This is a genomic window from Emticicia oligotrophica DSM 17448, from assembly GCF_000263195.1.
In the GTDB taxonomy this organism is placed as follows: domain Bacteria; phylum Bacteroidota; class Bacteroidia; order Cytophagales; family Spirosomataceae; genus Emticicia; species Emticicia oligotrophica.
In genome coordinates this window covers 4,387,453-4,409,795 of the sequence record NC_018748.1, presented here as the reverse complement: position 1 = coordinate 4,409,795, position 22,343 = coordinate 4,387,453, and the positions used below count along the sequence as shown (strand labels likewise).

The window sequence follows — 22,343 nt, the reverse complement described above, 5'->3', positions numbered from 1 at the left end:
ATTATCAGATTAATGGTTAGCGAAAATTTTTGAAAAATAAACATCTTCTAAATCACCCTCGATTGGAGTAAAAGTTCCATCAGGGTTAGTTTCTGATAATACGTGAATGATTGGATTTCCTCCAATTAATTTTTCTGAAATGACAGAAAAGTTATTTTTAAAATCTATTAACTCATTTTTTGCTATACGTTTTTCCCAAATTTTGCCTGTCAGATCTCCTAAGGCTTCATCAGGACTACCTTTAAATAATACTTCACCTTTATTGAAAATAGCCATATCTGAGCATAACTCTTTCACATCTTCAACAATGTGCGTAGAAAGAATCACAACTGTATTTTCGCCTAATTCAGATAATAAATTGAGAAATCTGTTCCTTTCTGCTGGGTCTAAACCAGCGGTAGGCTCATCAACAATGATTAGTTGCGGATTGGCAAGCAAAGCTTGAGCAATTCCAAATCTTTGCTTCATACCTCCAGAATATCCACCTAAGTTTTTCTTTCTTGCTTCCCAAAGATTGGTTTTTTGCAAAAGAGCCTCCACCACTTCTTTTCTTTCTTTAGCATTAGTAATACCCTTCAACACGGCAATATGATTCAGTAAAGTCAAGGCATCGACTTTCGGATAAACCCCAAACTCTTGTGGTAAATAGCCTAAAGTCTTTCTAACTTCATCTTTTTGTGTGAGAACATTAATATCACCTAGAAAAATCGAGCCACTATCAGGTTCTTGTAGTGTAGCTATTGTTCGCATCAAGGAAGATTTTCCTGCCCCATTTGGGCCAAGCAAACCAAACATTCCTTGGTTAATGGTAAGATTTACATTTTTTAGAGCGTTTACTCCGTTGCTGTAAGTTTTGTTTAGATTGGAGATAACTAATTGCATAGGGTAGTTTTATTAGGTTTTTAATTATCTACTAAATTAAAAATTTAAACTACTTTAAACAATTAATTGGGATAAATGGACTTAAGTTTGTGTTGAAGTAATTATTTGGTGTGACAAAAAAAATAGCGAGCCGATAAACAGCTCGCTATATCTATTAGCAGAAAACATTGATTACTGACCACGCAATGCACGAGGGATAGAGATAAATGCTACTGGATTGCTCGCAGCTTCAAGAATCTTAACGCCTTCGATTGGTGTGATAGCACCAACTTTCACAGATTTACCTAAATCTAAATCTTTGATATCAATATTGATGTAATCAGGAATATGTTGAGCTGGGCCTTGAACACGTAATTTACGCATTTTTTGAACCAATTTACCCCCTTTCTTTTGTCCTTCTGAAGGACCGTGTAATTTGATAGGCACAGCCACCTTAATAACCTTATCAGGAGTGATTTCTAAGAAATCAGCGTGTGTGATTTGGTCATTAGTTGGGTGAAATTGCGTATCTTGTAAAATTGCTGTATAAACTTTTCCTTCGATGTTGATAGTTACTTCATATACATCTGGAGTAAATAACAATGGACGGAATAAGTAAATTGGAGCATAGAAAGAAACTTGTTCTGCACCACCGTAAATAACACATGGTACCATTCCTTCATTACGTAATTCTTGCGACGCACTGCGACCGAGATTCGCTCTGTTATACCCTACAATCTCTGCTTTTTTCATTTTGTTCTTTACATTTGCTTCCAATCAAATGGCCTATTTTAATTGTGAATAACTGCTTATTGGAAGTTTATCTTTGCAGACTAAGCAGTATTGGATTGATTAAAATCCTAAATTTTGCTGAGAATTTATAAATAATGTGCTAATAGAACCATTATCACGGATTCGTCCAATTGCTTTGCCAAATAGTTCGGCAACCGAAAGAACCTTAATTTTATCATTATGGTAACGCAATGGAATGGAGTCAGTTACCACTAATTCTGTCAAAACTGAATTTGAAATATTTTCATTAGCTTTACCTGAAAGAACTGGGTGCGTACAAAATGCACGAACCGAATTCGCTCCTCTGTCCATAATTAATTGAGCAGCTTTACACATGGTTCCACCCGTATCAATTAAGTCATCAACCAAAACAACATTGGCACCTTCTACATCACCAATCAATTGCATTGAAGCAATTTCATTGGCTTTCTTGCGGTGCTTATCACAGATTACGATATCTGCATCAAAATAAGAAGCAAACTTACGGCATCGAGCTACACCTCCTACGTCAGGCGATGCAAATTTGATATTTTCTAAATTCTGACTCTTCAAATACGGTACAAATACAGAAGTACCTTCAAGATGGTCAACAGGAATATCAAAAAAACCTTGAATTTGGCCTGCGTGCAAATCCATCGTCATCACTCGGTCTGCTCCTGCAGCGGTAAGCATATTAGCAATTAATTTTGCTGTAATGCCAACTCTTGGTTTATCTTTTCGGTCTTGGCGTGCGTAACCAAAATAAGGAATCACGGCACAAACGTAGTGAGCAGAAGCTCGGCGAGCGGCATCAATGAGCATTAAGAGCTCCATGATGTTATCGCTTGGTGGAAATGTTGACTGAACTATGAATACATCGCAACCACGAACCGACTCATCATAACTCACTGAAATTTCACTATCGGCAAATCGGTTGATGCTTACCCCACCCAAATCTTTGCCATAATAATCTGCTACTCGGTTAGCCAAATACTTAGATGACGTTCCCGAAAAAATCTTAACTTCTGCCATGTCTTGATTATGTCTCGAAAAGAAAGTGCAAAGGTACGGTTTTTGCTCAAAAAAACATAAGTGAGCTTGAATATTTTCTAAAATTTTACATAGATTTGCGATATTCATGGATTAAACTATTCAGAGCCATGACCAACAAAAGACTAAAACTGATGCAATTGTCGTTAGTGGACGAAGTTCCAGAATTGAATAAAATTTTCTTTTTAGATGTTTTTGCCGAATCTTACTTTGATACAAGCAAAAAACGAATGCGGTTGAGCACTATCAATGGCCAGAATATCCCGTGTGATTTGAAAGTTAGTTGTCCTTCAAAATTAGTTTCAAATTATCCGGAAGGAACTATATTCAAGCTTGATGCTCGATTAGTACGCAAAGGTGAGGACCGAAAACCATACTTTGTAGCTGTTAATAGAAATAATCTTCAAAGAGCACTTGAGTTTTTTGACTATAATCTTAAAATTCAAAATGGGTTTGATTATGTTTTCCCAAAAAAGAAAGATAAGAAAGCTAAATAGTTTTCGCATCTAATTCAAAAAAACTATCATCAACCATAACACTTCATGAAAAAACTTTTCGTTTGGATTCTTCTTTTATTTGTAATACTCAAGATAGGCGGTTTGGGTGCCCTATTGAGTATGCAAAGAGAATTAGCCAAAAGAGAGATAAGAAGCTATATAAATCAAGATAAACAACTAGAAAAAATAACCTTAATTGAAGGTAATTTACAGAATCTTGCAAAAATTGAATGGGAAGAAGACGAAAAAGAGTTTTGGTATAATGGAAAGCTTTATGATATTGTTGAAATAAAAACCATAAATAAAACAAAATATTATTATTGCATTTCTGATGAAAATGAAGAGCAAATCATTGCTCAAATCAAAAAACTCATTGATGATAATCATGAAAGAAATCCTTTGCGTTCAACCTCAAAACTGATAATTTCTTTTCTTTTGCTACCTGCTATTCTATCCTACTTTGAATTTCCTAATAGAATAATATTTGTAGAAATAATACTTTCAAAATTTCCCACACTCAACTGCACTTACAGCTATTTATTTGCGGCAAAACTATTCTCTCCCCCGAAATTTTCGATTCAATAAAGTTCATTCTTTCTACAATACATATTTTGTATTGGCAAAAACTATTCTGGTTAAACTACCAGAGTACAAAATTCTATTGAATAAACTAAAAACTAAATTTCATGAGAAAACTGTCTATCATTCTTATTATTATAAACATATCTTTAAATTTATTTGCCCAAGAAACACCTAAAGCTCTCGAAGAAGTTATTGTGAAGGAAAAACGCAAAACAGCGAAAGAAAGAGGTGAATTTAAGCGACACGCACAAAGTGTTGAAGCTCTAAATGAAGAAGAACTCAATCGAAATAACCCAGCATTTATTGAGCAAAGCCTTGGTACGATGGCAGGTGTACAAGTTGATAAACGTACACAATTGGGTGGACAAAGAATTGTGATTCGTGGCTACGGAAATGACCAAAAATTTAATAACTGGGGTGTAAAAGCTTATTACAATGGTATTCCATTAACAACGGCTGACGGTGTAACAATCTTAGATGATGTTGATTTTGCAACTGTCAATAATATAGAAGTTGTGAAAGGGCCAGCCGCAACCATGTATGGCGGTGGTGTTGGTGGCGTGGCACGCTTTTATTTAAGACCATTAGAAGATAAAGGCGTTACTTTGACCGAAAAAACTGCTGTAGGTTCATTTGGATTGTTTCAATCAAATACAAGAATTGATGTAGTAAACGATAGTTCGGCTATGTTTCTAAACTATGGTCATTTACAATCAAATGGCTATCGTCCAAGGGGGAATAGCTTAAAAAACCTATTAACCTTTATGGGTGAATTCAAACTTTCAAAGAAACAGACCATTATAGCATACATGAGCCATAATTATTCTCATGAAGGGGTAACAGGCCAAATTTCTTATGCTGATTACTATGGAGGTATCGACAATGGCAATCAAGCTTATGCCAAGAAAAATGCTAGAAATAATATCACTGCCACAAGGTTTGCTTTAACCCATCAATATGCATTTACGCCTAAGTTTAGTAATAATACCTCCGTATTTTATTCTAATCAGGATTTTAAAAGAGTAGCTGCTGGAGCAGACGAAAACAGTATGAATCCAAATTTTGGTTTAAGGTCAGTCTTTAGCATTAAAAGTAACTTAGGCCAAGACATCACCAATGATTTGAATCTTGGTACTGAATTGCAAGAATCACGTTCTTTAATTTCAAATTATCGTTTTTTAGGAACGGATGATGCTAACCCATTAAAAGTACAAGATATTTCGAAAGGTTCTTATTTCAAATATAAAACCAATCAAAACTCATTCTTTGCACATAATCGTACAACATTTAGCAAATATGATTTAGCCTTGATTTTAGGTTTAAGTGCCAATAAAATTTCCTACGAAAGAATTGACCTACTTGCTCCACTCGGCTTGGTTACAGGTTATAACAAAGATTTATCGTTTACAAAAAACTTTACAACATCTTATAATCCACATATTGCTTTACAAAAAAATATTGGCAAGCAAATTGTCAACTTAAGTTATAGTGAAGGTTATAATGCCCCAACCGCCACAACAGCTTTTATCGGTACAATCAACAAAGCCAATGATGAGCTTTTGCCTGAAAAAGCAAGAATGTGGGATTTAGGAATACAAGGTTTACTAGCAGGAAGCAGGTTAGATTATCAAGTTTCTTTATTTAGTATTGAAATTTCTAACAAGCTCACGCAATTATCAGGTGTATTGCCTAGTGGTGGAACTTACACGTATTTTGCCAATACTGGTAATCAATTAAATAAAGGGTTAGAATTAAGTTTAGGCTATTTGGTTGTCCCTAGTCAAGGAAATGGATTTATAAAGAAAATCGAACCTTTTATGAATCTTTCTAGCTATAACTTTAAATACCAAGATTTTACCACAAGATTTGGTGGTGGTTTGGTTGATTATTCAGGAAAACAAGTGGTGGGTGTGCCTAAAACCAAATATACCATTGGGTTGGATATTGTGACAAAAGCTGGTTTATACATGAATAATACCTATAATTATATGGGAGAAGTTTACACCGACTTTGCTAACACAAATTTGGTTAAAAGCTTTTCATTATTAAATAGCAAAGTGGGATACAAATACAGCAAACCTAAATTCGACTTTGACGTATATATTGCCAGTAACAACTTAACGAATCAAGTAAATTATACATTCTTGTTTTTAGGAAACAATATCAATGATTCAGACCCCGGTAGTGGCTACCCAACAGGTGTTGCTACCGATGTGAACCCTGGCCCTAGTAAAGCATATTATTTTGGTGGTGTAAATATTAGATATAAATTCTGATATTTTCTAAATTCAAACTAATAAAACAAATTTACAGCGTTATCACTTGAAATTTACGTCTTAGTTAAAAGCACATCTAAACGTAAATTTTCCGTGATAACGTACATAACTGAAATTTACTTCAACCCATTAACACGAAAGACGCTATTGAACTCAAATAGTTTAATGGAAATCGTAGAAGGCTGCCTAAATGGCAAAGAAAGTGCTATGAAGAAATTCTATGAGCATTTTCATGGCTTTGCTTTGTCTGTTTGCATGAGTTATTGTGATAATCGAGATGATGCACTAGAAATAATGAACGACGGTTTTCTGAAGGTTTTCAAAAGTTTAGACAAAGTAGAAAGTATCGAACGCCTTAAACCTTGGATTCGCCGCATAATGATTAATGTTGCCATAGACCATTTTAGAAGAAACATAAAAAATCAGACTACATCATTACCCGAAAATATTATAGAGACAAATTTTGGAGATACATCAATATATGCCAAACTAACGTCGGAAGATATTATGAATGCGGTACAAAGTTTACCGACTAACTATCGCTTAGTTTTTAATTTGTATGCGGTCGAGGGCTATTCACACAAAGAAATTGGTGAAATGCTCAAAATGGCCGAAAGCACCTCGCGAGCTAATTTATCATTAGCAAATGGATTATTACGTGAAAAACTAAGAAAAATGCTTTGACAATGCAAGACGAACAAAATTTTCATCGATTTATTAAGGATAAACTTGAAGAGTATGTTCCTGAGAAATCTCCAGATGATTGGAAAAAGATGAGCCGTAAGCTCTTTATTAGAAAAACGTTACGATTCCTCTACCCTACTTTTGGACTACTCATTTTCTCTTTGGTTTATGTTCTTGTAAGCGAAACACCTATTGTTGAGTTTTATATGAATAGTAAACCCATATCACTGGAAATAATTCCTAGTGAAGATACAAAGACCATAAGTAAATCTACGGAGAAGAAGAGTCAAAATACTAAGTCAAATATTGAAGAAACTAAAGATGAAAGCATTGCCGAACTGAAAGGAAGTCCTGTTTTTCCAGAACTTTACAACGAAACAAAAGAATTCGATGAAACAGCTGAAACAGAGATAAAACTCAGCAAAATAACAAACAAAAGGCTCCTTTTTCAGAATAATTATGCCAATGACTTAGCTGAAAGAGAAATTAGGTTCATGTCTGCGAGTGCCGTTTCGATGAGTGATAAAATCTCAAGAGTTCGTGAATTAGGTAAAACTTATGAGCAAACTTCCTATGATGCACTCGATAGAAATATTGATAAATGGAAAAATATTGTCATCGTTTGTGATATTACATCAAGCATGTTTCCATACACCACCCAAGTTTTTGATTGGATGAATGAAAACGCCGAAAATACTTCAATCAAAGGTATAGTTTTCTTCACCGATTGTGATAGCCTTGGCCGTCAAACTCGTGGTCGTTTACCGGGAAAAATGTTTACTGTGAGAAGTAAAGATGAGTTAGTATTATGGGATACGATGTTTGCAGCCATCAATAATACTGAAAATAATAAGGATAAACCTGAAAACAATATTGAAGCACTATTGTATGCTCAAAAGAATTTTCCAGATGTTGATGAAATAGTCATGATTGCCGATAATAGCAGTGAAGTAAAAGATATGAAACTGCTTTCGAAAGTGAAGAAAAAAGTTCACATTATTCTTTGTGGAGAAACCTACCGTAAGAATTTGGCATTTCAAGAAGATTATATTGATATTGCTAAAAAGACCAATGGCACTATCCATACCCTTGAAGATGACATAGACAATATCACAAAAATGAAAGATATGAGTGTGGTAAGGGTGGGAAATATCTATTTCAGATTCCAAAAGGGCAAGTTTTATACAACAAAGTTCTTAACTAGACCTAAAAAGAATTAATTAGTTGAAGTCTTCCAAATTATTTCTATCACCTCTTCAGCAGTAAGTACTGTTGTTTGTTTGATAGATGTATTTCTTTTCAATGAAACTAAATTATATTTAGCTTTCAAAGATTCTTGATTTAATACATGTGCTTCGTCTTTTTTATGAAATAATACAACCATTTCCCCTGCAGACACAGGAATTTCGACTTGTTTTTCGTTTTCGTTAACTTCTACAATTCTAGGCGATTTATCATTAAAACTTTTCTTGGCTAATAAATTTAAAGCCTTTTTCGCATTGGGAACGCCATACCCAATAAAATTATTCCCAAAAGGATACAAACTTGCAGATTTTTGTAAAATTTCTCGTAATTCTCTATTATCTAAATCAGGTTGCTCTTGTAATAAACAAGCAACAAAACCAGTGATAACAGGAGCAGCTAAAGACGTACCAAACAAGGAAAAACACGAAACATTAGGTTTCAAGTAAGATAAAAATTCTGGACCTATACTGCTATAGCCCATTTTCATACTGATTTCATTAGTAGCACCCACGGCAATGACCCCATCAACATCAGCGGGTGTAGAGATAATCTTCCAAGAATTATCATCGCCCTCATTTCCAGCCGAAACTACCAATATTATTCCTTTTTCATCTACAGCCATTTTCGCAGCTTTCGCAATCACACTTGTCTTACCATCCATTTGTTCGGGAGTATAACTTTCTTTAGGATTCGTAAATCCTTTTGCATACCCAAGCGACGTATTAATTAATCTAACTCCCAAACTATCCATCCACTCCATTGCTGCCAACCAATTATCTTCTTCCCTTCTAAATTCTCGATTTCCGCTGTCAGTTCTGGCAAGGTAAAAGTTTGCGTTTGTTGCCAATCCAACTTGTATTTTTTCTTTGAAACTACGTCCTGTTATGGCATTTAAAACTTCAGTTCCATGAAAATCCGAAACGGTTTCTCGTTCTCCAAAATAATCTTTTTTCTTGGGATTGACGTAATCTTTCACTCCTAAAATCTGATTTCTCTCGAATAAATGCTTTAGCATTTGACTATCATTTGCTCCAAAAAAACCAGCATCTATAACGCCAATTAATACACCTTCACCACTGAGCCCTGCATTTAAAAAGTGTTCGATTCCAACTTGTTTCATGGCAAAATCAACACGGATATCTTCTTCATTTACACTAGTGGGTTTGGGTTTATCTATAGTCAGCAAATCGAACTTACTAATTGGGATAATTTCTTTAACAAAACCTAGTCGAACCACCCAATCAAGTTGATGAGTTGGAATTACGGCAGAAACGGCATTCAACCATTTTGACTTTTGAAGTACTTTAATATCATTATCTTGTAGCTTGCTCAGATAATCATTATTGATGGGTAAATCAGACCATTGTGATTCTTTAAGGCCTAATTTTCTTCGATTTTCTTTGGTTTTTGTAGAAATGGCAGGTTCAGACTTTAAATTTTTATCTTTCAGTACAATCCAATACTTGTTATCCTGTGCTAAAAGCTGTGCTTCAAACGCTAAGAAAATAATTATGAGAGATAAAATTTGTCTGATTCTGGCCATTAGTATTTATTAATTTTTAATTTCGCAAATATTCTAAAAATTCTATATAAAAAAAGGAAATGCGTTACGAAAAAATTGATTCGCAACTCTTTATTTCAAATCGTCAAAGGCTGAAAGACTTGTTAAAACCGAATTCAATGGTAATACTTCAATCAAACGATGTGCTACCAACAAATGCAGATGGGACATTTGGATTTCGCCAAAACAACGATATTTTTTATTTGACAGGTATTGACCAAGAAGAAACCTTATTGATATTGTTCCCTGATTTTCCAGATGAAAAATTTAGAGAGGTTTTGTTAATACGTGAAACAAGTGAATATTTAAAGATATGGGAAGGAGAAAAATTATCAAAAAGACAAGCAAATGAGGTTTCGGGCATAGAAAAAGTTTTGTGGACAAGCAATTTCGAAACTCTATTACGTAAACTAATTTTCTTAGCCGAGCACGTTTACTTAAATTTGAATGAACACGATGGTGGAAATTGGGAATTCGAAACGCGTGAAAGAAGATTCATCAAAGAATTTAAGGAGAAATTCCCTTTGCATCGAATCGAGCGTTTTGCTCCATTAATGCATCAATTAAGGGTTATCAAACAACCTATCGAAATTGAATTAATCAAAAAAGCCATTCAAATTACTCACAAAGGATTCGTTCGAATGGCAAAATATTTGAAACCCAAAATTGCTGAATTTGAATTAGAGGCTGAATTAACCCATGAGTTTTTAATGAACCGTTCTCGTGGTCATGCATTTCAACCAATTATTGCTTCTGGAGAAAATGCGTGTGTTCTTCATTATGTTTCAAATAATCAGATTTGTGAGGATAATGAATTAGTATTGATGGATTTTGGAGCCGAATATGCAAATTATAATGCTGATATTACACGTTGTCTGCCTGTAAATGGAAAGTTTACTTCTAGACAAAAAGAAGTTTATCAAGCTGTTTTAAATGTCATGAAAGCAGCCAAGTCTATGATTATTGCTGGGAATACCATGGAAAATCTCAGGAATAAAGTAGCAAAAGTTATGGAAAGAGAACTTATTGGATTAGGCCTCCTCACCGAAAATGAAGTTGCTAATCAATATGAAGATGCTCCTTTATACAAAAAATACTTTCCACACGGTATCTCTCATCACCTAGGACTCGACGTTCATGATGTTGGAAACAGATATGAACCATTTAAAGTTGGAATGATTTTTACTTGCGAGCCAGGGATTTATATTCCTGAAGAAAAAATTGGGATTCGCCTCGAAAATGATATTTTGATAACAGAAAATGGCAATATTGATTTGATGGAGGGAATTCCGCTTGAAATAGATGAAATAGAAGCCCTAATGTCGAATTAAACAAAACACACATGTATTAAATATAACCACAAAAAATACTTTTAAAATGAATCTTAGGCTCTTAATAATTTTTGCATTTACGACTTTCAATATTATCGCCCAAAGTCCCGACGAAATGATTTTCATGCAAAAAATGAAAATAAAAAAATCTGCTACTAAAGCACAAACTGCCCTTGCAATAGCCAAAAGCTTCATTGGCCAGCCATATAAAGCAGGAACACTTGACGCTCAGCCAGTTGAACAATTAGTTTGCAATCTTCGAGATTTTGATTGTTGGACTTTTGTAGAAAGTGTAACAGCGATGGCATTGACAAAATTCGACGAAAATCAAAGTTATGATAAATTCAATAATTACCTAAAAAATCTACGATATAGAAAGGGAGAAATTAATGGTTATGGTTCAAGGATTCATTATTTCAAGGAATGGATGATTCAAACTGAAGATTACAACATTACTCAAGATATGACACCATTAATCGGGGGCGAAGAAATAAATAAAACAATCAACTTCATGACCTCTCACCGAAATTTGTATTCTAAATTGCTTGATAATAAAGCCTTTGCTGAAGTTGAAAAATCTCAAAAAACAATCAATACATACGATTTTTTCTATATTCCTAAGGAAAAAGTAGCCAAAGTTGAATCAGAAATTCAAGATGGTGATATCATTGGTATTACATCAACAGTGCCGGGTCTTGACTTTAATCATGAGGGTTTTGCCATCAAACAAAATGGTCGTATTCACCTTTTACATGCTTCATACGACCTAAAAAAAGTTATGATTACAACCGAACCTTTAGCTGATTACCTCAATAGAATAAAAAAACACTCAGGAATCACTGTTTTAAGGTTATTGTAATTAATTAACCAAAGCACCATTTTTATAAACATGCTTTACTTTTCTAATGTCTGATATATTTTGAATAGGATTGCCTTCTACAATTAATATATCAGCCATTAGACCTTTCTTTACTCTTCCTACTTCCTTTTCAATATGAAATGCATCTGCATTGATACTTGTAGCAGATTTCAAAGCCTCTGTGCTAGTCATTCCGTATTCCACCAACATTTCTAATTCACGAGCATTATCTCCGTGAGCAAATACGCCAACATCGCCTCCGAAGCAAATTTTCACCCCTGCTTCTATCGCTTGTTTGAAAGAAACCCTTTTCTTTTTAATTCGTTCGGGTTCTTCTTCTATCCCTTTTTTCCAACCCCTATATTGCAAAATAGCATCGCCCGCAGCCAAAGTTGGGCAAAAATAAACACCTTTCTCAACCATCATTTTCCAAATTTCTGGAGTTCCATTATCACCATGCTCGATGGTTTCTACTCCACCTAAAATAGCTCTTCTCATACCTTCAGGCGTTGCAGCATGAGCAACAGTTGGTCTTCCTGCACTCTGAGCGGTTTCTACAATAAGCTTTATTTCTTGAATTGTGAAAGTTGGAGCGGCTTCACCTCTCAATCCCCAACGGTAATCTGCATAAATTTTTATTAAATCTGCCCCTTTTCCAATTTGATTTCTAGTTTTCTTAATTATATCATCATTACCATCAGCTTCTTCTGCTCCTTGTGGTATTTTAATATCTGGTGAAAAATTTCTTGGCCCATAACTTCCAGTTGCGATTAAGGCTTTTGTTGCAATCAACAATTTAGGCCCCAAAATTAAGCCATCTTCAATAGCCTTTTTTAAACCAACATCATCAAATTCTGCACCTTCTGTGCCTAAATCTCTGGCAGTTGTAAAACCAGCTTTTAAAGTTTTTTCAGCATGAACAACAGCCCTCGCAGTTCGATAAGAACGAGCTTCTTTTAAAACTTGGTCATCCCAAGTAACTTCATTGTAAGGGTGTAAAAACAAATGTGTATGACCTTCTATTAAACCTGGTAATAATGTACAGTTTTTAAGTTCTATCACTTTTACATCTTTTAAAACACTTTTATCCAAATTAGAAAAAGAGTCGAAAGCTTCAATTTTATTACCTTTAATTATTACTCCATACTTTTCCCATACTTTCTCGCCATCAAAAACCCTGTCAGGTTTCAGATATAGACTATTTTGAGCGAAAGATTTTTCAAAAAATAAAACAACTAACAATATATAAAATACACGCATTTGTATGAAGATTTTAAGTAATGAATCGAAAATTAGATTTTATTTCTATACTGGAAAAGTCCAATAAGTCCAATTGAGATAAATAACAAGGCCATAACAAGGTGTAAATTAGAGTTATCGTTTGCATAATACTTCATAATTATTAAGAAAATACCGCAAATAATGGCAATATAACTTGAATAATAAGATAGTTTATCTTTGTTCATTATGTTAGGGTTTAAAAGATTTTGACTTAAATATAAGCAAATTTCTCTTTCTTTGTAGTCAATTAAAAATTAATCAATTTTAGCAAATTTCATAAAATAAAATGATTATTGGAATTGGTGGCGTAAGTCGCTCTGGAAAGAGTACCCTAGCTAATTTGTTAGTAACTTATTTTAGAAAAACAGGTAAAAAAGCAATCATCTTTCACCAAGATGATTTTGTATTTCCAGAAACCCAAATTCCCAAAATAAGAAATAAAACCAATTGGGAATCCCCAGAATCCATTGATTTTGAGTTGTATAAAGAAGTTATTGAACTCTTTAGAAGTAGATTTGATGTAGTTATAGCCGAAGGACTTTTTGCTTTTTATGATGATGGCATCAATCAATTATATGATAAAAAGTTTCATGTAAAAATCTCTAAACGTACATTCCTCATTCGAAGGGCAATGGATATCCGATGGGGCTACGAGCCAACTTGGTTTATTGACCATGTTTGGCAATCTTTTCTAAGATTTGGAAAACCCCATAAAGAATTAAAAGGTGTTGTAAATGTAAGTGGTGAAGACGAATTTGATATGGAAAAAGTTATTAAAGAAATCAATCGTTGAAATAATATTCCTTTAATGAATCACAAAAACCAAATTTATATTTCATAAATATCTTCGTACCTTTGCAACTCATTTAAAATTAGTTCCAATGACAATCATTGATGGTAAACTCATTTCTGCTCAAGTTAAATTAGAACTGAAAGAAGAAGTTGAAAAACTGAAAGCCACAGGTGGCAAAACACCCCATTTAGCAGCAATTTTGGTTGGTGATAACGGTGCAAGTGAAACTTATGTTGCAAGTAAAATCAAATCTTGCGAAGAAATTGGTTTCAAATCTACACTTATTCGCCGTGATTCAAGTACTACTGAAGATGAAATTCTAGAAATCATTCAACAATTAAACCAAGATGATGATATTGATGGATTTATCGTACAGCTTCCATTACCACAACATGTAAACGTTGACAAAGTAATAGAAGCGATTGAGCCTCGAAAAGATGTTGATGGTTTTCACCCAATCAATATCGGAAGAATGTCCAAAGGTTTACCTTCATATATCTCAGCAACACCATTTGGCGTTTTAGAATTAATAAAAAGATATAATATTGAAACTGCTGGAAAACACTGTGTGGTTGTTGGAAGAAGCCAAATTGTAGGTTTACCGATGAGTATTCTAATGCAAAGAAATACTTATCCTGGCAATTGTACAGTTTCATTGGTTCACAGTAGAACCCAAAATTTATCAGAAATTACAAAACAAGCAGATATTCTCATTGCTGCACTTGGCAAACCCGAATTTATCACTGCTGATATGGTCAAAGAAGGTGCGGTTGTAATTGATGTTGGATTAACCCGAGTGGTAGATACATCTAAAAAAAGTGGCTTTGCACTTAAGGGTGATGTAAAATTTGATGAAGTTGCTCCAAAATGTAGCTATATTACACCAGTGCCAGGAGGCGTTGGATTAATGACAGTTGCAGCTTTGATGTATAATACATTACTCTCAGCCAAAAGAGAAATTTATTGAAAATATAAGGTATGGTTTAAACCATACCTTTTTTATTTAATTATGATTTACACTAAACTGATGTGTTATCGTCTTTCCATGTGGTAATGATAATTCCACAAAATAAACCCCATCATTGAGTTTATCTACATCAAATTCATTCGATGACTCACTTGATAATTCTTTTATCTCAAGAATTTTTCCTTGCGAGTCTTTTAAAAGTATCTTAGTTTTTAGTTCAGTCATATATTTAAAAAAGAGAATCTTAAATAACAGTTGCATAAATTTCTTGTAAAGACGAACATTTGATTGAAAAATGTTGCATGGGTTTAATTTAATTAATTTATTTTTATTAAACGGTAGTAAATTAATAGATTCTACACAAATCAAACTGGTAAAATGAAACTTTAAATTGGTTTACCATTTTTTTATGATTGAAATAAACGTACCATAATTGTCTTTTATCAAATCCCCATGGTCAATAGCAATATTGACATTCAAATCTGCTTTTAATCTTCTAAGAGGAATAATTGTATTTATTGAATAAGAAATCTGATTTACTGGCTTTATTACCCTACCTAATAAACTGGTATTTCCAAAATTTCTACTGTACGATAAACGATTAGATAAACTTATAGCTCCAATTTGATTCAAAAATGCTCCGTAGAATGCCCAAATTCTATTATTATTGACGAAAACATTATCGTTTCCTAATTTATTTTCATTTCTAATATTTTCTTCTGGAGTTAAGAAAGGAGTTCCAATAGTTCTTCGATTATACGACCATCCATCAAAATATTGTTGATGATTGAACAAAAAACTTTCTTCATTGGGGTGTCTATCGGGCATATTTAACAATCGACCAATACCAGCAACATAACGCCCTTGATTTTTGGTAAATAAATATTCAAAAACGACTCTTTTGAATGAAGATTCAGGTTTTGGTGTAAAACTTATTCCATATAAGCCATCATCAGTATTGGTTAGTCCAAAAAGTTGGCCATCTTCAAATAAAAACTGTCTATAAAGTATTACTTTACTTCTTTTCACTTTGAATTCGGCAGCTGCATCAATGGTGCCTAATTGATTGCCAAAATGATTAGTGGTTTCAAACGCATTATAGGTTTGGTATTTAGAAGAACTCCGCCAAATTGATTTTAATGGTAAAACTACGTTTCCATAAACAAACCAATCAGCAGGAAATTTACCGTTCAGTAATCTATTATCTCCCACAGGAAGTATATTCTTGGGTGTCCCGCCCCACTCCACATTATGAACTAAACCTCCATATAAGAATACCCTTGAAGTAGGATTTCCTATTCTAAGAAATAATGATTTTTGATGTAAATAATGGCCTTTAGTGAAGGTTTGATTCCCAAACCAACCATGAGCAAATGTTCCCTTTACACTCAACCATTTAAAAAATAATTTTGTATAATTGGGAATTCCAATTTGTACCTTCGGGAGCGGAAGAGAATTGCCAGACCATGAAGCAGAACCTGAAGATAAAAGTGTATCAACTATTCCAAAAATTTCCTTTCTCCTGCCTGCATAAAACTCAAAATTTCCAATTCTTGTACACACAAAACCTTCTGGTAATAACAATCGGGGACTTCTACCAAGAATTGTAACAGCTTCAAAACCATAATCAAATTTAAAAAACTTATTAAGTGTATCTTTTTGCGTTTTTATACTTTGTCTGCATAAAAATGCAGGCATATCGGTAGGAATACTACCAAATTGATTGGATGCTTGCCAGAAAGGAAGTTTATTATTTATTGAAAAATAACTTCCTACCTCAAATCTATAATTAAATTTCTTTATTATACTGTCTTGGGCACTGGATATTAACCTGCTGAAGAGCAGTATAATAATTACCTTTTTCATAATCACTCAAATTAGCTATTTCAAAATATTAGCAATTTTGGTGCCTGAAAGAAAGAATAGTATGTAAAACGAAACTTAAGGTGACAAAAAAATGACAAATGAATTTTACATAGAAATCCATTTCATTATTATTCCTGTCAAATACCCACAATACGTGCCAACTGCATTTCCTAAGATTGCTAACAACACTCCAATAGGAGCCAACGACGGATTAAATGCAGCAGCTACAACAGATGCTGAAGCAACACCCCCTACGTTAGCTTGTGAGGCTACTGCTGTAAAGAAAAAGGGAGCACGAACTAAACGTGCTGCACAGATGGTAAAAATAGCATGAATCAAAATCCAAATTAAGCCAACTAAGAATAACATTGGGTTCTTAAATGCTTCAAAAATATGCAATTGCATTCCAATCGTAGTAATGAGAAAATAGAGAAACAAAGTGCCAATTTTTGATGCTCCATAATGTTCAAGGTTTCTAACTTTTGTATTAGATAATAAAAAGCCAGAAATTGAAGCAATACTAACAATCCAAAATGATTTCGAGGCTAAACTATAAGCCTTTAAATTAGGATAATTAGTTTCAATAAATGGAGCTACCCTATCTGCTATAAGATGAGCTAATCCTGTGATACCAAAACCTAAGGCAAATAAAATCGTAAGTTCTCTTAAATTTGGATTTACTTGTTTTGAATCTTCAAATTCAACTCTTTTTTGTATTTCAATAATTACTGAATTATCTGCTTTCATTTTAGCATCAATAATAGCCGCCTTACCAACAAAATACAATAAAACTCCGAGCCACAACTCCGCAAATAATACATCAATAACACTCGTCTGAGCAAAAACTGTTGGAGATGGTTGGAATATTTCTTTCAACGCTAATTGATTGGCATTTCCTCCAGTCCAACTACCAGCAATTGTTGCTAAACCTCTCCAAATTTCTTCGCCATCTTTTCCCAAAAAACTAGGGTCAATTAATTTTCCTACCCAAATACCAATTGGCCCGCCAATCATAACGCCAATAGCACCAGCAAAAAAAACAAATAAAGCTTTTCCCCCTAATTGTTTAATGGCCTTGATATCTATACATAATGTAAAGAAAACCAAACACGTAGGTAAGAAAAATTTTGAAGCTGTTTCATCTAATTGTGACTCCGATGCAGAAATAATATTAAATGAACTCAACAAGCCTGGTATAAAAAAACACAATAGAATTGATGGTACTATTTTGTAAAATTTTTCAAAAGCTTTTAATGTGGTAGAATAAAAAATTAACGCCAAAGTAGTCATTAAAAGTCCTAATACTATTGCATCATTTGTAATGAGTGTAGTGCTTTGATTCATCTATTTGATTGGTTGTATTGCATTGCAAGGTAAATTAAAAATAAGAATTTTATTTACTATGAGTTAGCAATTTTTGGGGATTTACTATACATAGTAAAATATGGATTTACATAAAACAAAAAAACACGCAAACCTCAACTTGGGATTGCGTGTCGCAATTACACTTCATCAACAAACTAAAAACCAAATAATATTTTTACTAAGCAAAAATACTTAAAAAAAAAGTATGAAAGAAATTTATTTAGTAAAATATTCTTTCACACTTTCGGAATTTTGGCTGTAAGAGGGGGAGTCGAACCGCCCACGGTGCAGTTAGCCACAGTACAAATTTGGTGGTCAATCCCAGTCGACTAAGAAAGTCCGGCATTATGCTGCGTTTATCCCGTAATCACCACCCTCGAGACAGGAGGGCATGGCTGCCAATTTCATCACCTTACAGTATCTATCAAAAGATTCAATTAAGCTTTGTTTGATGCTGCCTTGTTTTACTTTGATGTTACAAAGGTAATACATAATTCATATTCATTGCAAATATTTCATAAAAAATATTTAAAATTTTTATTTAATTCAATAATTATATATATTTATTAAAAATTTCATAATTTATAATTTCAAAAATGGACAAAAATTTCGAAATTGATAAAACTGATTTAAAGATTTTATCTTTATTGATGCAAGATGCCAAAATGCCTTACACGGCCATTGGCGAAAAAATATTCGTTTCAGGTGGAACTGTACACGTTCGAATGAATAAAATGGAGCAAATGGGGATTGTAAAAGGCTCTCAATTAATTGTTGACCCGATTAAACTAGGCTGGGATATTAGTGCTTTTTTGGGAATTTATTTAGATAAGAGTGAATTATATGATACCGTAGCCGACCAACTTGAGAATATTCCAGAAGTTGTGAGCATAAATTATACAACGGGGCAATATAGTATTTTCGTCAAAATTGTTTGCAGAGATACGCAGCATTTACGAGAAGTATTACACGATAAAATTCAGAAAGTAGGCGGAATAAACCGAACTGAAACATTCATTTCATTAGAAGAAAGGTTTAATCGACCAATCCCACTGGTTTAATTTCTCAAAATGTATTCATAATTATCTTATATAGAAAAAGACTGCCATTAGACAGTCTTTTTCTTTTATATTAATTCTTGCAAAAAATCAACCTACACTACCTTCTAATGAAATTTCAAGTAATTTTTGAGCCTCTACTGCAAATTCCATTGGTAATTGATTTAAAACTTCTTTCACATATCCATTGACAATCAAGGCAACAGCTTGTTCAGTTGGAATACCACGTTGATTACAATAGAATAGTTGGTCTTCTCCAATCTTAGAAGTAGTGGCTTCGTGTTCAACTGAAGCACTTGAATTTTTTACTTCAATGTATGGGAAAGTGTGAGCTCCACACTTATCTCCGAGTAATAATGAATCACATTGTGAAAAGTTTCGGGCGTTTTCCGCACGTTTTGAAACTTCAACTAAACCACGATATGAGTTTTGGCTTTTACCTCCTGAAATACCTTTAGAAACAATTCTACTCTTGGTATTTTTTCCAAGGTGAATCATCTTAGTACCCGTATCTGCTTGTTGCATATTATTTGTAACTGCAACAGAATAGAATTCTCCGATTGAATTATCTCCACGTAATACTACCGAAGGATATTTCCAAGTAATCGCTGAACCTGTTTCCACTTGAGTCCAAGAAATCTTTGAACCTTCACCAAAACATAATCCTCTCTTAGTAACGAAGTTATAAATACCTCCTTTACCATCTTTATCACCCGGGTACCAATTTTGTACAGTTGAATATTTTACTTCTGCTTTTTCATGGGCAAAAATTTCAACAACTGCTGCGTGTAACTGATTTTCATCACGCATTGGTGCTGTACAACCTTCTAAATAACTTACATAAGAACCTTCATCAGCCACAATTAACGTACGTTCAAACTGACCCGTTCCTGCTGCATTAATTCGGAAATAGGTAGATAATTCCATTGGGCAGCGAACACCCTTAGGAATATAACAAAACGAACCATCTGAGAAAACAGCCGAATTAAGAGCTGAGTAATAGTTATCCTTTACGGGAACAACCGAACCTAAATATTTCTTTACTAATTCAGGATGCTCATGGATAGCTTCAGAAATAGAACAAAAAATAATACCTAATTCAGCTAATTTGCTTTTAAAAGTGGTAGCAACTGAAATTGAGTCGATTACAGCATCTACAGCAACTCCCGATAAACGCTCTTGTTCTTTCAATGAAATACCCAAACGCTCAAAAGTACGGCGTAATTCAGGGTCAATTTCATCGAGGCTTTTAACCTCTTTCTTTTGCTTCGGGGCTGAATAATATTTGATACTTTGCATATCAACAGGCTTATAAGTTACATTGGGCCATGTTGGTTCGGTCATTGTTTGCCAAACTCTATATGCACTTAATCTATATTCGAGCATCCATTCTGGCTCGTTTTTCTTAGCCGAAATCATTTTGATTACGTCTTCGTTTAAACCAGCAGGAATTTCATCAACTTCAATGTCTGTATAAAATCCGTATTTATATTCGGATGTAGTTAGTTCTTCTAGTAATTCTAAATCTTTGCTCATGCTTTTATTTTGCTTGATTTACTCTCTTTTTTTTAACAAAAATCTTGTAGTAAATGTTCGCAAATTTAGACTTAATATAAATAAGATTTTAAAAAATTCTGAGAAAATTGTTCTTAACCTTATTTTACAGGCTCAAAAGTGGCTGAGAATTCATAACTTACATTGCTGATTGTAAGCATAGTTTTACCAACAAAAATATCTTCTGTTAATTGAACTACATCAAATGTTATGTTATCAAACTGACGACCTTGAAAAATAATTTTATCTACCGTAAATTTAGTTTCATCTGAACTTAAGCTCCAATTTGCTTTTAAAACCAAGTCAGGGTCTGCTGCGTTACACTTGGTAGCCCCTTCACGAATTTCATAACTTTTATTTGAATAGAAAGTTAAGATATTATCAACTACGCACGTAGGTTGGGTTGAAACCAAATCAATACTCAGACCACCATTAGCTGCAACAGCTTTTGTGTTTTTCCAAGATTTTGAAGTTGTACCAGCCAATAATTCTGTTTTTGTTTTTGGAGCCGCCGTTTCACTTTTTTTGCACGAAAAAAGAGTGCCCACAACTAAAGTAATAGCTAATGTTAAAATTTTAAAATTCATTGTTTATTATTGATTTTGTTTGATGTTCAAAATTTCTACAATCCTTCTGCCTGTTTTTTCAGAAGCACCCACTTCCCCCAAACTCAATTTTACCTCTTTATACCCCCTTATTTGTCTTTCCTTAAATTCAGAATTTCGGATAATTTTAGTCAATTCATCGCAAAGATTTCCAAAAGTTAGGTCTTTCTGAATCAATTCTTTGACGACCTCTTTTTCAGCAACTAAATTTACTAACGAAATAAAAGGCACTTTTATGAGCATTTTTACAATTTGATAAGAAATATTACTGGTTTTATAACAAACCACTTGAGGAACTTCAAATAAAGCAGTTTCGAGAGTTGCAGTGCCCGACGTCACTAAAGCTGCTGTACTATGTGAAAGTAAATCGTAGGTTTGGTCGATAACTAAAGTAATTTTTTCATTTAAAAACGGTTCATAGAAAGACCTAGGTAAATTCCCAACCCCAGCAATAACAAACTGAAAATCAGGAAAATGTGGTTGTGTTGCCACCATCAAGTTGAGCATATTTTCAACTTCTTGTTTTCTACTTCCCGGCAATAATGCAATAACTTTTCTATTGGTTAATTTATTTTCTTCAAGAAAATTACTAGCAGGCTGAAAATTAGCAATTGCATCAAAGAGTGGGTTTCCTACAAACTCAACTTCAAAATCATACTTTTTAAAGAAAGAAACTTCAAATGGAAAAATTACAAATAAACGGTCAATGTTTTTCTTTAAACTCCACGCTCTACCCTGATTCCATGCCCAGACTTTTGGTGAAATATAGTAAAAAACCTTATAATTATTCTTTTTTGCCCACTTCGCAATTCTCAAGTTGAATCCAGCGTAGTCAATCAATATTAGAGCATCTGGTTGAAATGCTTCAATCTCTTTCTTACAAATACCTATAAACCCTAAAATTTTACCAAGATTTTTCAGAACTTCTAAAAAACCCATAAAAGCTAATTCTCGATAATGCTTGCTTATTTTAGCCCCAGCTTCTTGCATATAATCGCCACCCCATGCCATTATTTCGGCGTTAGAATCTGCATTTTTTATAGCTTTTATAAGATTTGACCCATGCAAATCACCTGAGCGTTCGCCAGCAATAATGAAATATTTCATCTGAAAATAAATGCAAAATGAATAATGTAA

21 protein-coding genes are annotated in these 22,343 nt (G+C 33.6%); 10 read left to right on the top strand and 11 right to left on the bottom strand.

Going from position 1 to position 22,343, the window contains the following annotated elements; genetic code table 11:
• Positions 1–9: 9 nt before the first annotated feature.
• From EMTOL_RS18310 to EMTOL_RS18300, 3 genes are all read right to left on the bottom strand, one after another.
• Entirely contained in the window at positions 10–882 is an 873-nt protein-coding gene (locus EMTOL_RS18310) for an ABC transporter ATP-binding protein (RefSeq protein ID WP_015030814.1), read from the bottom strand.
• A 171-nt stretch (positions 883–1,053) separates the two neighbouring features.
• A complete protein-coding gene (locus tag EMTOL_RS18305) occupies positions 1,054–1,614 on the bottom strand; it encodes a 50S ribosomal protein L25/general stress protein Ctc (protein ID WP_041693656.1) in 561 nt (186 codons plus the stop codon).
• A gap of 99 nt (positions 1,615–1,713) precedes the next feature.
• On the bottom strand, positions 1,714–2,664 hold the full coding sequence (locus EMTOL_RS18300; protein ID WP_041694248.1) for a ribose-phosphate pyrophosphokinase: 951 nt from the start codon (positions 2,662–2,664) through the stop codon (positions 1,714–1,716).
• Positions 2,665–2,792: 128 nt separating this feature from the next.
• Between EMTOL_RS18300 and EMTOL_RS18295 the strand changes: the two genes are divergently transcribed.
• The 5 genes from EMTOL_RS18295 to EMTOL_RS18275 all read left to right on the top strand — a co-directional run bounded on the left by EMTOL_RS18295 (position 2,793) and on the right by EMTOL_RS18275 (position 7,941).
• Positions 2,793–3,179 carry a hypothetical protein gene (locus EMTOL_RS18295; RefSeq protein ID WP_015030811.1) on the top strand — a complete coding sequence of 129 codons (387 nt, stop codon included), beginning with the start codon at positions 2,793–2,795 and terminating at the stop codon, positions 3,177–3,179.
• Positions 3,180–3,224: 45 nt separating this feature from the next.
• On the top strand, positions 3,225–3,764 hold the full coding sequence (locus tag EMTOL_RS18290) for a hypothetical protein (protein WP_015030810.1): 540 nt from the start codon (positions 3,225–3,227) through the stop codon (positions 3,762–3,764).
• A gap of 101 nt (positions 3,765–3,865) precedes the next feature.
• Entirely contained in the window at positions 3,866–6,037 is a 2,172-nt protein-coding gene (locus EMTOL_RS18285) for a TonB-dependent receptor (protein ID WP_015030809.1), read from the top strand.
• A 165-nt stretch (positions 6,038–6,202) separates the two neighbouring features.
• The gene (locus EMTOL_RS18280) at positions 6,203–6,721 is read left to right on the top strand and encodes an RNA polymerase sigma factor (protein WP_041693655.1); all 519 of its coding nucleotides are present in this window, start codon (positions 6,203–6,205) and stop codon (positions 6,719–6,721) included.
• Positions 6,722–6,723: 2 nt separating this feature from the next.
• Positions 6,724–7,941, top strand: coding sequence for a hypothetical protein (locus tag EMTOL_RS18275; protein WP_015030807.1), 1,218 nt, complete (start codon positions 6,724–6,726; stop codon positions 7,939–7,941).
• Here EMTOL_RS18275 and EMTOL_RS18270 read toward each other — a convergent pair.
• Complete coding sequence (locus tag EMTOL_RS18270) at positions 7,938–9,509, bottom strand: S8 family serine peptidase (RefSeq protein WP_015030806.1); 1,572 nt, start codon at positions 9,507–9,509, stop codon at positions 7,938–7,940. The genes EMTOL_RS18275 and EMTOL_RS18270 overlap by 4 nt on opposite strands.
• Positions 9,510–9,568: 59 nt before the next feature.
• Between EMTOL_RS18270 and EMTOL_RS18265 the strand changes: the two genes are divergently transcribed.
• Positions 9,569–10,858: an aminopeptidase P family protein gene (locus tag EMTOL_RS18265; RefSeq protein WP_015030805.1), complete on the top strand. Its 1,290-nt coding sequence runs from the start codon at positions 9,569–9,571 to the stop codon at positions 10,856–10,858.
• A 46-nt stretch (positions 10,859–10,904) separates the two neighbouring features.
• A complete protein-coding gene (locus EMTOL_RS18260; protein ID WP_015030804.1) occupies positions 10,905–11,717 on the top strand; it encodes an N-acetylmuramoyl-L-alanine amidase-like domain-containing protein in 813 nt (270 codons plus the stop codon).
• Here EMTOL_RS18260 and EMTOL_RS18255 read toward each other — a convergent pair whose 3' ends face one another.
• Entirely contained in the window at positions 11,718–12,977 is a 1,260-nt protein-coding gene (locus tag EMTOL_RS18255; protein WP_015030803.1) for a metal-dependent hydrolase family protein, read from the bottom strand. It lies immediately after the preceding gene.
• A gap of 307 nt (positions 12,978–13,284) precedes the next feature.
• Here EMTOL_RS18255 and EMTOL_RS18250 point away from each other — a divergent pair, with 307 nt between their 5' ends.
• Both EMTOL_RS18250 and EMTOL_RS18245 read left to right on the top strand, forming a co-directional pair.
• Positions 13,285–13,791: a uridine kinase family protein gene (locus EMTOL_RS18250; RefSeq protein WP_015030801.1), complete on the top strand. Its 507-nt coding sequence runs from the start codon at positions 13,285–13,287 to the stop codon at positions 13,789–13,791.
• 88 nt (positions 13,792–13,879) lie between these two features.
• A complete protein-coding gene (locus EMTOL_RS18245) occupies positions 13,880–14,758 on the top strand; it encodes a bifunctional 5,10-methylenetetrahydrofolate dehydrogenase/5,10-methenyltetrahydrofolate cyclohydrolase (protein WP_015030800.1) in 879 nt (292 codons plus the stop codon).
• A gap of 36 nt (positions 14,759–14,794) precedes the next feature.
• Here EMTOL_RS18245 and EMTOL_RS18240 read toward each other — a convergent pair whose 3' ends face one another.
• From EMTOL_RS18240 to EMTOL_RS18230, 3 genes are all read right to left on the bottom strand, one after another.
• The gene (locus EMTOL_RS18240; RefSeq protein ID WP_015030799.1) at positions 14,795–14,983 is read right to left on the bottom strand and encodes a T9SS type A sorting domain-containing protein; all 189 of its coding nucleotides are present in this window, start codon (positions 14,981–14,983) and stop codon (positions 14,795–14,797) included.
• 171 nt (positions 14,984–15,154) lie between these two features.
• Complete coding sequence (locus EMTOL_RS18235) at positions 15,155–16,624, bottom strand: capsule assembly Wzi family protein (RefSeq protein WP_015030798.1); 1,470 nt, start codon at positions 16,622–16,624, stop codon at positions 15,155–15,157.
• A 105-nt stretch (positions 16,625–16,729) separates the two neighbouring features.
• Positions 16,730–17,968: a DUF819 family protein gene (locus EMTOL_RS18230; RefSeq protein WP_015030797.1), complete on the bottom strand. Its 1,239-nt coding sequence runs from the start codon at positions 17,966–17,968 to the stop codon at positions 16,730–16,732.
• Positions 17,969–18,585: 617 nt separating this feature from the next.
• Here EMTOL_RS18230 and EMTOL_RS18225 point away from each other — a divergent pair.
• Positions 18,586–19,050, top strand: a complete 465-nt coding sequence (locus EMTOL_RS18225; RefSeq protein ID WP_015030796.1) for an Lrp/AsnC ligand binding domain-containing protein — start codon at positions 18,586–18,588, stop codon at positions 19,048–19,050.
• Positions 19,051–19,137: 87 nt separating this feature from the next.
• Here the strand turns inward: EMTOL_RS18225 and sufB are convergent, their stop codons facing one another.
• The 3 genes from sufB to lpxB all read right to left on the bottom strand — a co-directional run bounded on the left by sufB (position 19,138) and on the right by lpxB (position 22,313).
• Positions 19,138–20,583, bottom strand: coding sequence for a Fe-S cluster assembly protein SufB (gene sufB / locus EMTOL_RS18220; protein ID WP_015030795.1), 1,446 nt, complete (start codon positions 20,581–20,583; stop codon positions 19,138–19,140).
• 119 nt (positions 20,584–20,702) lie between these two features.
• A complete protein-coding gene (locus EMTOL_RS18215; RefSeq protein ID WP_015030794.1) occupies positions 20,703–21,188 on the bottom strand; it encodes a hypothetical protein in 486 nt (161 codons plus the stop codon).
• A 6-nt stretch (positions 21,189–21,194) separates the two neighbouring features.
• Positions 21,195–22,313, bottom strand: coding sequence for a lipid-A-disaccharide synthase (lpxB, locus tag EMTOL_RS18210; protein ID WP_015030793.1), 1,119 nt, complete (start codon positions 22,311–22,313; stop codon positions 21,195–21,197).
• Positions 22,314–22,343: the final 30 nt, after the last annotated feature.

What these genes read in the sequence shown, in the direction of transcription:
- EMTOL_RS18290 (WP_015030810.1), top strand. Translation starts at nt 3,225, where the DNA reads ATGAAAAAACTTTTCGTTTGGATTCTTCTTTTATTTGTAATACTCAAG.
- EMTOL_RS18255 (WP_015030803.1), bottom strand. Translation starts at nt 12,977, where the DNA reads ATGCGTGTATTTTATATATTGTTAGTTGTTTTATTTTTTGAAAAATCT.
- EMTOL_RS18235 (WP_015030798.1), bottom strand. Translation starts at nt 16,624, where the DNA reads ATGAAAAAGGTAATTATTATACTGCTCTTCAGCAGGTTAATATCCAGT.
- EMTOL_RS18240 (WP_015030799.1), bottom strand. Translation starts at nt 14,983, where the DNA reads ATGACTGAACTAAAAACTAAGATACTTTTAAAAGACTCGCAAGGAAAA.
- EMTOL_RS18265 (WP_015030805.1), top strand. Translation starts at nt 9,569, where the DNA reads ATGCGTTACGAAAAAATTGATTCGCAACTCTTTATTTCAAATCGTCAA.
- EMTOL_RS18250 (WP_015030801.1), top strand. Translation starts at nt 13,285, where the DNA reads ATGATTATTGGAATTGGTGGCGTAAGTCGCTCTGGAAAGAGTACCCTA.
- EMTOL_RS18270 (WP_015030806.1), bottom strand. Translation starts at nt 9,509, where the DNA reads ATGGCCAGAATCAGACAAATTTTATCTCTCATAATTATTTTCTTAGCG.
- lpxB (WP_015030793.1), bottom strand. Translation starts at nt 22,313, where the DNA reads ATGAAATATTTCATTATTGCTGGCGAACGCTCAGGTGATTTGCATGGG.
- EMTOL_RS18295 (WP_015030811.1), top strand. Translation starts at nt 2,793, where the DNA reads ATGACCAACAAAAGACTAAAACTGATGCAATTGTCGTTAGTGGACGAA.
- EMTOL_RS18305 (WP_041693656.1), bottom strand. Translation starts at nt 1,614, where the DNA reads ATGAAAAAAGCAGAGATTGTAGGGTATAACAGAGCGAATCTCGGTCGC.
- EMTOL_RS18230 (WP_015030797.1), bottom strand. Translation starts at nt 17,968, where the DNA reads ATGAATCAAAGCACTACACTCATTACAAATGATGCAATAGTATTAGGA.
- EMTOL_RS18285 (WP_015030809.1), top strand. Translation starts at nt 3,866, where the DNA reads ATGAGAAAACTGTCTATCATTCTTATTATTATAAACATATCTTTAAAT.
- EMTOL_RS18310 (WP_015030814.1), bottom strand. Translation starts at nt 882, where the DNA reads ATGCAATTAGTTATCTCCAATCTAAACAAAACTTACAGCAACGGAGTA.
- EMTOL_RS18280 (WP_041693655.1), top strand. Translation starts at nt 6,203, where the DNA reads ATGGAAATCGTAGAAGGCTGCCTAAATGGCAAAGAAAGTGCTATGAAG.
- EMTOL_RS18215 (WP_015030794.1), bottom strand. Translation starts at nt 21,188, where the DNA reads ATGAATTTTAAAATTTTAACATTAGCTATTACTTTAGTTGTGGGCACT.
- EMTOL_RS18275 (WP_015030807.1), top strand. Translation starts at nt 6,724, where the DNA reads ATGCAAGACGAACAAAATTTTCATCGATTTATTAAGGATAAACTTGAA.
- EMTOL_RS18225 (WP_015030796.1), top strand. Translation starts at nt 18,586, where the DNA reads ATGGACAAAAATTTCGAAATTGATAAAACTGATTTAAAGATTTTATCT.
- EMTOL_RS18260 (WP_015030804.1), top strand. Translation starts at nt 10,905, where the DNA reads ATGAATCTTAGGCTCTTAATAATTTTTGCATTTACGACTTTCAATATT.
- EMTOL_RS18300 (WP_041694248.1), bottom strand. Translation starts at nt 2,664, where the DNA reads ATGGCAGAAGTTAAGATTTTTTCGGGAACGTCATCTAAGTATTTGGCT.
- sufB (WP_015030795.1), bottom strand. Translation starts at nt 20,583, where the DNA reads ATGAGCAAAGATTTAGAATTACTAGAAGAACTAACTACATCCGAATAT.
- EMTOL_RS18245 (WP_015030800.1), top strand. Translation starts at nt 13,880, where the DNA reads ATGACAATCATTGATGGTAAACTCATTTCTGCTCAAGTTAAATTAGAA.